Origin of the sequence: Thermovirga sp., from assembly GCA_012523215.1 — a bacterium.
Lineage (GTDB): Bacteria > Synergistota > Synergistia > Synergistales > Thermovirgaceae > 58-81.
This window is the reverse complement of record JAAYIZ010000074.1, coordinates 1-9,111: the sequence shown is the minus strand read 5'-3', so window position 1 is coordinate 9,111 and position 9,111 is coordinate 1. Positions and strand designations below refer to the sequence as shown.

General features: G+C 54.8%; 10 protein-coding genes. 8 read left to right on the top strand and 2 right to left on the bottom strand.

Features of this window, described 5'->3' with window-relative positions; all coding sequences use genetic code 11:
- Positions 1-1,150, bottom strand: a 1,150-nt coding sequence (locus GX108_02275; protein ID NLO55874.1) for a cation:proton antiporter, incomplete at its 3' end; no start/stop codon positions are given.
- Positions 1,151-1,415: 265 nt separating this feature from the next.
- Here GX108_02275 and GX108_02270 point away from each other — a divergent pair.
- From GX108_02270 to GX108_02240, 7 genes are all read left to right on the top strand, one after another.
- Complete coding sequence (locus GX108_02270) at positions 1,416-2,318, top strand: LysR family transcriptional regulator (GenBank protein NLO55873.1); 903 nt, start codon at positions 1,416-1,418, stop codon at positions 2,316-2,318.
- A 364-nt stretch (positions 2,319-2,682) separates the two neighbouring features.
- Positions 2,683-3,954 (top strand): ABC transporter substrate-binding protein, encoded by a 1,272-nt coding sequence (locus tag GX108_02265; protein NLO55872.1) that lies wholly within the window; start codon positions 2,683-2,685, stop codon positions 3,952-3,954.
- A 174-nt stretch (positions 3,955-4,128) separates the two neighbouring features.
- The gene (locus GX108_02260; protein NLO55871.1) at positions 4,129-4,989 is read left to right on the top strand and encodes a branched-chain amino acid ABC transporter permease; all 861 of its coding nucleotides are present in this window, start codon (positions 4,129-4,131) and stop codon (positions 4,987-4,989) included.
- Between the two features lie 5 nt (positions 4,990-4,994).
- On the top strand, positions 4,995-5,996 hold the full coding sequence (locus GX108_02255) for a branched-chain amino acid ABC transporter permease (protein NLO55870.1): 1,002 nt from the start codon (positions 4,995-4,997) through the stop codon (positions 5,994-5,996).
- 1 nt (position 5,997) lies between these two features.
- A complete protein-coding gene (locus GX108_02250; protein NLO55869.1) occupies positions 5,998-6,756 on the top strand; it encodes an ABC transporter ATP-binding protein in 759 nt (252 codons plus the stop codon).
- Entirely contained in the window at positions 6,749-7,465 is a 717-nt protein-coding gene (locus GX108_02245) for an ABC transporter ATP-binding protein (GenBank protein NLO55868.1), read from the top strand. The genes GX108_02250 and GX108_02245 overlap by 8 nt, the downstream gene beginning before the upstream one ends.
- Before the next feature lie 92 nt (positions 7,466-7,557).
- Positions 7,558-8,142: a plasmid pRiA4b ORF-3 family protein gene (locus GX108_02240; protein ID NLO55867.1), complete on the top strand. Its 585-nt coding sequence runs from the start codon at positions 7,558-7,560 to the stop codon at positions 8,140-8,142.
- Positions 8,143-8,146: 4 nt separating this feature from the next.
- On the opposite strand, the gene GX108_02235 is transcribed toward GX108_02240, so the two are convergent.
- Complete coding sequence (locus GX108_02235; protein NLO55866.1) at positions 8,147-8,722, bottom strand: GNAT family N-acetyltransferase; 576 nt, start codon at positions 8,720-8,722, stop codon at positions 8,147-8,149.
- A gap of 205 nt (positions 8,723-8,927) precedes the next feature.
- On the opposite strand from GX108_02235, the gene GX108_02230 reads away from it, so the two are divergent.
- Positions 8,928-9,111 (top strand): hypothetical protein (locus GX108_02230; protein NLO55865.1); only part of this gene is annotated, 184 nt, incomplete at its 3' end.

Below are 9,111 nucleotides of genomic sequence, written 5' to 3'. Positions count from 1 at the left end.
CGGGCCCGATCAACTCGTACAGGAACGACGAGGATAATATTATCGCGAGCAACATGTGACCCGTGGCTTCGGGCAAAACCCTTTTGCTCAGAAAAGCCAGCCCGATCGCAACTCCGGCTTGCGGGATCAAGGCTAACCCAAGGTAGTTCCGCACATTCCTGGGGGTCTTCGCCATGAGGCAACCCAGGTAGGCGCCGATGTATTTCCCCAGGATCCGGATAACGAAGTAGGAGGCGCCGATCACCCCCATAGAGCCCAGGGTGCTCAAGTCAAGACTCATCCCCGACACCACGAAGAACATCGAAAAGATCGGCGGGCTCAACCTGTCTAGGTGTTTGAAGAGTTCCCTGTCCTTCGCCAGGTTGACATAAATAGTTCCAAAAAGCATGCAAGAGAGCAGGGGCGATATATCCATCGCAACGCACAGCCCGGCGACGCCCAGGAGCAGGGCGATCGTCAAAATCACGCGGTCATCATCGCTTCGCCTTGGGGTCTTCAGTTTGCTCAGTATGACCCCGCCGACGAAGCCGACCGCCAGGGCGATGATGTTGTAAACTACGGGGAGGGCGATCTCGGAGAAGCATACATTCGCACCACCGCCGGCATTGACGATGGCCAGGGCGATACTGTACACGATAAGGCATACGCCGTCATCGAGCGCCACAACCTGTAGTAAAATGTTCACGAAATTTCCGCGGGCATGATATTGCCGGATGGTGACCGTCGTGCTAGCGGGTGCCGTAGCGGTCCCTATCGCTCCCAAGAGCAGGCTGAAATCCCAATCAATATGAAAAAGGTAGTGCATGGACAGCGTCACGATAACTCCGGCCAGCAGTGATTCCATCAGGGTGATCGTTATAACGCCGAAGCCGGTCTCCTGAAAAGTCTCTTTCCTGAAAAAGCGTCCTACCCCGAAGGCTATGAACGCCAGGGCGATATCGCTGATAAACCCCATGTCATTGATTAAATCGGCGGGAACAAGCTTCAAAACATAGGGCCCGATGAGGATCCCCGCTAGTATGTAGCCGGTGACATCCGGCAATTTCGCCAATTTGGTGACACGGGTAAGCAGAAAACCGGCAAGGAGGACCACCGATAACGATAAAAGAATAACCATCGTATGGTTGGGTTTGCTCAATAGTTCTACCATAACGATTTACTCCCCGAAAAGCGGCTGACCCCGATGAATTGGCCCGGGCGGACAATATTATTTAAGGCAACGTGCAGAATAGCAGGATAAATTAATGGCATCAAAGGCCGACTCTTGGCGTGACGTAGAGGGATTTCGTCCCGTGTACCCTTGGCGTTGCCTTACTATTTCAGTTAGGCTATCATTCTAATCGCAAAACAAATAAAATAATTTTATCGTTTCAGAGCATGCCATCATTTTTCCTAATAATTAGGAGATGGATTCGATGATCGACCCGAAACTTTATTCGCTGTTGGCAGTGGTTGAGTTCGGCAGTTACACTCGGGCCGCAAAACAGATTTCCCTTACGCAACCAGCTGTGACCCACCACATGAAGCAACTTGAGAAAGAACTGAACATCAAGATTTTCAATCGTACAGGCAACAGGATAAGGCCCACGAACGAAGGCCAGGTCCTCATCGATTACGCCCGTCGAAGCATCGCTTTATACCAGGCGATGAATCAGAAGATAGAGGACGAAAAAAGACATTTTCGCCACCTTACCGTGGGAATCACACCCACCGCTGAGAGCAACGCCGTTGCGGAGGTTCTAGGGGAATACAGCGCCAGTAACCTCGGCACCAAAATAACGATCGTAACTGGATCGATAAACAACCTTTATAATATGCTTAAAAACTTTGAGGTTGACCTGGTCGTTTCGGAGGGGAAAGTCCAGGATGAAAATATCAATTCCCTGTTGCTGGATACCGATTCCCTGGTGCTGGTTTTGTCCAACAATCACCGCCTGGCGAAAAAAAACATGATCACTGTCGGCGAATTGAAGGAACAGCCTTTGATATTACGAAGCCCGTCATCGGATACAAGGAACCTCTTCAGGGCGCACCTTGAAAGCCACAACATGTCCCTCGATGACTTCAACGTGATACTAGAAATAGACAATATCGGGACTATCAAAAACCTGATCAGGCGCGAGATCGGAGTATCAATATTATCGCGCAGCGTGTGCCTTGATGAGCTCAAGAAAGGAACCCTTTCCGTATTGCCCATAGAAAATCTGAGCATGACCCGGGAGATCAATATCCTTTACCACGGCGATTTCAGGCACGCTGATATATTACAGAGCATCCTGAAGGAATACAACAAGGCGATAAAGGATTATGGGGCGTAAGATAAAGGGCCTGGGTCGTAATCTGCAAGGCGTAAATAACAAGTTCAAAGGCGTTAATGGTCAAGGGCGAAAAGGAAAAATCGAAATTCGGATACAGAACACGGATCCCCCGTCATTCCGAGCGCAATGCAGCAAAGAGAAGGATCGTAATTTTCGTAAAGAGAAACTCAGATAGCTTGGTATTTCGTTCCCTGCGTTGACTAGGAGGGCGTGAATCGCCCGGTTTTTCGATCAACAATTTCGAAATTAACGAGGCGTCTCTTGACGCTTTTGAAGCGTTTCACGTAGAATCAAAGGACTAGCGATTTTTTGAACAAATAAGTCCTTGCGGTCACGGGGACAATTCCAAGAAGGAGGAGTCGATATGGGGAAGAGTTTTTTAGGTAAGTGTCTGCTTCTTGTCCTTGCGGCGATCCTTGTCATCGGAGCCCTGTCCGGCGTTGCCGTCGCCGAGGAGAAGGTGATCAAGATCGGAACCCTTTTTCCGCTCACCGGATCGGTGGCCCTTGCCGGCCAGCGGTGTCGCGCGGCCGTAGAGACCGCCGCGGAGGTCATCAACAACGCTCACCCCGAACTGCAGGTACCCCTGGCAGCGAAAGCTGGTCTCCTGGATGGCTATAAGATCGTCCTTATTCATGCCGACCACCAGGGCAAACCCGATGTGGCCAAGTCCGAAGCCGAACGTCTTTTCGACCAGGAAAAGGTTTGGACCATCGTCGGGTGCTACAACAGCGCTTGCACAAAACCTGCCAGTTTCGTGGCCGAACTAAAACAGAAAATCTTCATGTGTGGCTGTTCCAGCTCTGGCGCCCTGACGGAGCGCGACTTCAAATACTTTTTCCGCATGGCTCCCACGGACAAGACCGAGTCTCTAGAATTCGTCGAGTTCATCGAATATATCAATGAAAATAAAAACGCCGGCGTTAAGTCCGTAGGGTTGATTTACGAGAACACTGAGTTCGGTAAACACGCCGCCGAAGAAGGCCGCATGGCCGCCGAGGCCGGCGGTTTCAAGGTCGTCGCCGACGTCGCTTTCAACCCTGGCGCCACCAACCTAAACAGCGAGGTTCAGACCCTCAAGGCCGCTAATCCCGACGCGGTTTTCGGCGCTTGCCTCGGAGGAGACTACTCCCTCTGGGTTCGCACCATGAAGCAGATGGACTGGATCCCGAAAGTCGCCCTCAACTACTGCACAGGCTACCAGGACCCCATCATCACCGGCCAACTTGGTGACGACGCGAACTACTTCATGGGCGGCACCGGCTACGCGCCCGAGTTTGCTGAACTGATGCCCGCCGTCGCGGCCGTCGAGGAAATCTACAAGGCCAAGACCGATCCCAGCGTCCCCTTTGACAGCGACTCGATCCAGGAGGCGGTAGCTCTCTTCATCGTGGCCCAGGCCATCGAAAAATCGGGCAGTCTAGATCCGACGGTAGTAGCAGAAACCCTTTACGCTAACGAGTGGGAGTCCCCGCTGTCCATGGGCGGCAAGGTCGCCTTCTCGCCCGGCGGACAGAACGTCAAGGCCATGAGCATGCTCACCCAACTCCAGGGCGGGGAGTACAAGAGGATCTATCCTCTTGAGCTCGCCGACACGGAACCGGTCATTCCCATGGTCCCCTGGAAAGATCGCTAGCCAACACCCGGGGCCCGGTTTATAGATCCTGAACCAGGGACCGATTTTCAACGTCATTACCAGAAGCGGATCTTTCAGAGAGGCAGCAGGGGGTTCTCTGTTGCCTCTCTTGTTTCGCCGGTTCGCGAACCTTGGAATAAAAGCAACAACTGATGAACTGGGGGTGTACCCTTTATGGCCACGTTTCTCCAAGTCGCCTTTGACGGGCTGCTAAACGGGCTGCTTTATGCACTCGTGGCGGCAGGCCTGAGCCTCATCTGGGGTGTTATGGATGTCATCAATTTCGCCCATGGCGAGTTTCTCATGGTTGCGATGTACCTCAGCTACTGGCTCGGCTTTATCTGGAAGATCGATCCCCTGGTCTCCTCCATAGCCGGAGGGGCCTTCGTCTTCATCCTGGGGGCCCTTACTTACAAGCTCGTCATCAGCAGGACCATAGGCAAGTCCGCCATGTCCGCCCTCCTGGCAACTTTCGGGCTTTCCATGCTGCTCAAGAACGTATGCCTCAACCGTTTCTCGCCCAACTTCAGGATATTGCAGCATACGCTGTTGGGAGGGAAAACTTTCGCCCTGGCGGGAATCATCATTCCGGTGCCCCAACTGGTTATTAGTCTTGTCGCCGTGGCGCTGTTGTTCCTCGTCTACCTGCTCGTGAAGAAAACCCGCCTGGGTTGGGCCATCCAGGCGACGGCAATGGACAAGGAGGCCGCGGAATTAATGGGGATCAACACCGAATGGATCTACCTGCTCGTCTTCGGACTTGGAGGAGCCTGCGTGGGGATAGCTGGCGGCCTTTTGCCCTCCTACCTCGCGGTCCATCCAGAAGTGGGGGCTCTTTTCAGCCTTATCGCCTTCGTCTGCGTCGCCATGGGGGGATTCGGCAGCATCCCGGGAGCCCTTCTGGCTTCGCTCCTGATTGGCCTCGTTGAAGCCTTCGCGGGTTTTTATATCGCCCCGGTCTTCAAATACGTCGCCGTGTTCGGTCTCTACCTGGTGGTCGTTATGGTCAGGCCCCGGGGGCTCTTCGGATGGTGACGGCCATGATCCTCGCAGGAAAAAGTAAGAAAAAAGACCTATTCTGGCTTGGCCTGCTAGCCCTGTTCGCCGTGGTACCGCTGACTCCCTGGTTCACCCGCAGCACCTTCACACAACACGTGATGATCCAGGTGCTCCTTTACGCGAGCATGGCCCAGGCCTGGAATATCCTGGGCGGTTACTGCGGGCAGGTATCCTTCGGGCACTCCGTATTTTTCGGCATCGGCGCCTATGGAACAGCCATGGCCGTCGTGAAATTCGGTCTTATTCCATGGCCTGGCATCCTGGCGGGGGCGCTGATCGCTGCCGTCGTCGCCGTGGCGATCAGCTATCCCTGCTTCAAACTTAAAGGGCATTATTTCGCCATCGCTACCTTCGCCATAGTGGAAATATTCAACCGTCTGTTCATGGTCTGGTACTGGGTTGGCGGGGCTTTGGGACTCGATTATGGTTTCACCCAACCGGGTTGGAAGAATTTTGTCTGGTATCAGACTAAGGACTGTTGCTTCTACGGTGTCCTCCTCCTCTTCATCCTCGTCTTCGGCATCGTCCGGTGGATTGAGAAGCACCGCTTCGGTTTCTACCTGAGGGCCGTCAGAGAAGGACAGGACACGGCGGAATCGCTTGGGGTCAACAGTACCAGGGTCAAGTTATCGGCCATGGCGCTCTCGGCCTTCCTGGCCGCTCTCTGCGGAGCCTTCTTCGCCCAGTACAACTATCGCGTGGATCCTCCCATGGTTATGTCTCTTGACATGTCCATGAAGTTTGTTCTCATAACGATCCTCGGCGGCCTGGGCACATTCTACGGACCCCTCCTGGGGGCCGCCCTCCTCATCCCCCTGCAGGAATACACCCGCGCGTACCTTGGCGGGATTGGCGGAGGCGTGGACCTGATTATCTTCGGCCTCCTTATCATCATTGTGGTCGTCTACCAACCCAAGGGCATCATGGGCATTCTTGACCGGGCTTTCGCCAGGATAAAACGGTCCAGGGAAGGGAGGGAGTAGCATGGCCCTTCTTGAAGTGCGCAACCTTACAATGAAATTCGGCTCCTTGGTCGCATGCGACGATGTTTCCTTCAACGTTGAGAAGGGATCGATCGTCGGCCTGATAGGGCCCAACGGGGCGGGCAAGACGACCCTCTTCAACTGCGTATCGGGTTTTTACAAGCCCACTTCCGGCAGGATGTACTTCGATGGAGAGGAGGTCACTAACCTTCCGGCCCACGAAGTGGCCCGTCGCGGGGCTGTAAGAACCTTCCAGGTGGTACGCCCCCTGAAGGAGATGACCGTCATGGACAACGTCCTCGTGGGAGCCTTCCTGCGGGGAGCCAATGCCGATACGGCCCACGAGGAAGCCAGGGAATGCCTCAGCCTTTGCCGCCTTGAGGGAATGGCCGACCACCTAGCCGGGGGCCTGCCCACCGGGTACAAGAAAAGGCTTGAAATGGCCCGGGCCCTTGCCACGAAGCCGAGCCTGCTTATGCTCGATGAAGCGATGGCAGGACTGACGACGACGGAGATAAGGGAATCTATCGAAATAATAAAAGGCCTGAAAAAAGGGGGCATAACCCTTCTCGTGGTCGAGCACATCATGGAAGCCGTCATGTCCATCGCTGACAAGGTGGTCGTGCTTGACAGCGGGATAAAGATCGCCGAGGGCACCCCCCAACAGATAGTGGAGGACGAAAAAGTCATAACGGCCTATCTCGGGGCCAAGTTCGCCGAAAGGATGAAACAGGCGGGAGGGGTGACGAGGAATGGCTGATCTAATACTGAGAGTCCAGGGTTTTCATTCCGGGTACGACGGTGTTCCCGTCATACACGGGATAGACCTCGAGGTAGCCAGGGGCGAACTGGTGGCCATCGTCGGCGCCAACGGCGCTGGCAAAACGACCACCATGAGGACCATTGCTGGACTGATGCATCCCTACAAAGGTTGCGTGCTCTTCGAGGGCGAGGATATCTCCAGGAAGAGAGCCCACGAGACGAACCGCATGGGTATAAGCTACGTCCCGGAAGGAAGGCGACTCTTCCCCAAACTAACCATCGAGGAGAACCTGGAACTCGGCGCTTTCACCAAGACCGACCGAAAGGAGATAGATCGAAGCCTTGAACAGGTCTTCGACCTTTTCCCCAAACTCTTTGACCGGCGGACCCAGATCGCCGAGACCTTAAGCGGCGGCGAGCAGCAAATGGTGGCCATCGCCAGGGGGCTCATGTCAAACCCCCGCCTGCTCCTCCTGGATGAACTATCCCTGGGGCTCATGCCTTCCCTCGTGGAAAAGGTCATGGAGGCGGTGGTTTCCATCAACCGGTCTGGGGTGACCATCCTCCTGGTGGAGCAGATGGTCCAGGAGGCGTTGGAGATCGCCGACCGAGGCTACGTCCTTCAAACCGGAAGGATCGTCCAGCAGGGGACAGCCAGGGAACTCCTGGACTCCCCCGAGGTCCGCAAGGCTTACATGGGTATGTGACCAGGCCTTTCCCGCGTTTCCGGGATATCTTGGCTCTCGGCGGCCCAGGCGCTCCCTCGCCGCCAAGGGCCCAAAGATGGGGGCGAAATGAGATGGAAGGCAATGCGCAGATTTACATTGAACTGGAAGGCATCATCCCGAAGATCTGGAGGAGAATCGTCGTCCCCTCCTTCATCACCCTCGACCGACTGAGCGATGTGATCCAGATTGTCATGGGCTGGTCGGGAGAGCACATGCACATATTTTCGATAAAAGGCAGGCAATACATGGACCTTCCGGAGGATAACCCAGAGGCGCGCGAGGAAGGGCTCTTCCGATTGGGATCCCTGGTTTCCTCGAAGGGTTCACCCTTCACCTACACCTATGATCTGGGCGACAACTGGACCCACCTGGTGAAGGTGGAAAAGATGGGCATGGAAGACGATGACGAGTGGGGGAACCTCTTCTGCGTCGATGGAGGGGGCGCTTGCCCACCCGATGACTCGGGCGGTGTGCCCGGTTTCCTGGAGTTCCGCCGGTCCATGGCCGACAAAAAAGATCCCCAGCATGAATTTTTCCTGGAGTGGTACGGGGAGGAGTTCGACCCCGACAATTTCGATCCGGGCGAGGCAAATATCACTCTGCTTTACTATATTCTTTGGTCCAGGGAACGCCTGCTGCCATGGACGGAGGATTGATCGGCTAAGGAGGCGCGAGGTCCCAACGCTCCTCGGTGATATCCCTTCCCCATATGAAATGGGCCTTCGTCTCGGTCAGGTGGAAACCGAAGGCCTCGTAGAGATGCTTGGCGGCATGCAGCTCGCTGACCGTCCAAAGGAAGACCCTTTCATGGCCCCGGCCACGGGAATATTCCAGCGCCGTTTCCATGAGCGTCCTGCCCAGGCCCAGGCCCCTGAAAGCCGGTTCCAGCAGGAACCATCTCAACTGTCCCAGATTGGGCGAGGTCTCGACGATGGCGATCGAACCAACCACGTTGCCGCCGCAATCGGCGACCCATACTTCTCCCCTCCCTCCAAGTTCATGGAGATACTGGGCCATCCCCGCCAGGAGGTAATACTCGAAGGTATCGTCAAAACCGTATTCTTCCCTGTAGAGAATGCAATGCCTCCAGGATACCAGGCCCAACTCCCCCGCCCTGTAGGGCCGTATGGCAATACTCCGCACTTTCGCGCTTCCACGGATGTCTTCGAGGGATTCAGCTATCGCTCTTTGTTTCTCCGGCGATAGGTTTTCCAACAAAATCTTCCTTGGCTTCACCGGTTTCGTCCCCCCCTCCCACCTCGCTCACCCAAATTTTCTACTCTCTTGTTTTTACGCATTTAGATTAGACGAGAACCTTTTCTCCCGCCAGCCCCGGCGAGAATTTTTTTGATTTACGCCACCTCGCCTTCCATGTTATCCTACTTTTATAGCGGCCGAGATCTCCAGGGCTCACAATCTGCCGAAGGACAGGGGTATCTATATGAAGGGTTTTTACAAGCGTTTTGCCAATCTCATCTTCGGATTGTTTCTCTATGCCCTCGGGATAGCCATAACGATGAAGGCCAACCTGGGCTACGCCCCATGGGATGTTTTCCACCAGGGGATTTCCAACATGATAGGCATAACCATCGGCAATGCCAGCATCCTCGTTGGGCTCATCATAT

Bases quoted from the DNA above. Each gene is read 5' to 3' on its own strand.
- GX108_02270 (NLO55873.1), top strand. From the start codon at position 1,416: ATGATCGACCCGAAACTTTATTCGCTGTTGGCAGTGGTTGAGTTCGGC.
- GX108_02265 (NLO55872.1), top strand. From the start codon at position 2,683: ATGGGGAAGAGTTTTTTAGGTAAGTGTCTGCTTCTTGTCCTTGCGGCG.
- GX108_02260 (NLO55871.1), top strand. From the start codon at position 4,129: ATGGCCACGTTTCTCCAAGTCGCCTTTGACGGGCTGCTAAACGGGCTG.
- GX108_02255 (NLO55870.1), top strand. From the start codon at position 4,995: ATGATCCTCGCAGGAAAAAGTAAGAAAAAAGACCTATTCTGGCTTGGC.
- GX108_02250 (NLO55869.1), top strand. From the start codon at position 5,998: ATGGCCCTTCTTGAAGTGCGCAACCTTACAATGAAATTCGGCTCCTTG.
- GX108_02245 (NLO55868.1), top strand. From the start codon at position 6,749: ATGGCTGATCTAATACTGAGAGTCCAGGGTTTTCATTCCGGGTACGAC.
- GX108_02240 (NLO55867.1), top strand. From the start codon at position 7,558: ATGGAAGGCAATGCGCAGATTTACATTGAACTGGAAGGCATCATCCCG.